This is a genomic window from Paraclostridium dentum, assembly GCF_012922555.1.
GTDB classification, from domain to species: domain Bacteria; phylum Bacillota; class Clostridia; order Peptostreptococcales; family Peptostreptococcaceae; genus Paraclostridium; species Paraclostridium dentum.
Genome location: NZ_WIPK01000206.1, coordinates 1 through 310, shown reverse-complemented (window position 1 = coordinate 310; position 310 = coordinate 1). Strand labels below are relative to the sequence as shown.

General features: G+C 49.0%; 1 protein-coding gene. It reads right to left on the bottom strand.

Going from position 1 to position 310, the window contains the following annotated elements:
• The coding region (locus tag GFJ41_RS21380; protein WP_500048764.1) for a cytochrome c1 at positions 1 to 254 on the bottom strand (254 nt) is incomplete at its 3' end.
• Between the last annotated feature and the right edge of the window lie 56 nt (positions 255 to 310).

The following is a 310-nucleotide window of genomic DNA, read 5'->3' as shown; positions in this document are numbered from 1 at the left end:
CCCTCATCATTAGGGCCATCCACCACTTCAATCTCGGAAGCCATAGCTTTGGTTTCCTCCTCAGTGTAGGCCACACCAACAAGATCACGATATGAAATAAGTGACATCGAGTGGCATGATGAACAGACTTGCTGGTAAACCTGGTGACCCCGACGAATCGAAGCATGATCGTACGAACTAAGGATGCCACTATGAGGCCATGGATAACTAGGAGAGTCTAAACCATGCTCAGCTTCATCGGAAGCATACGCTATCGTTGCACAGCTTAGAAACCCCGAAGCTCCTGCACCAAAAACTGCGAGTGTCTTGC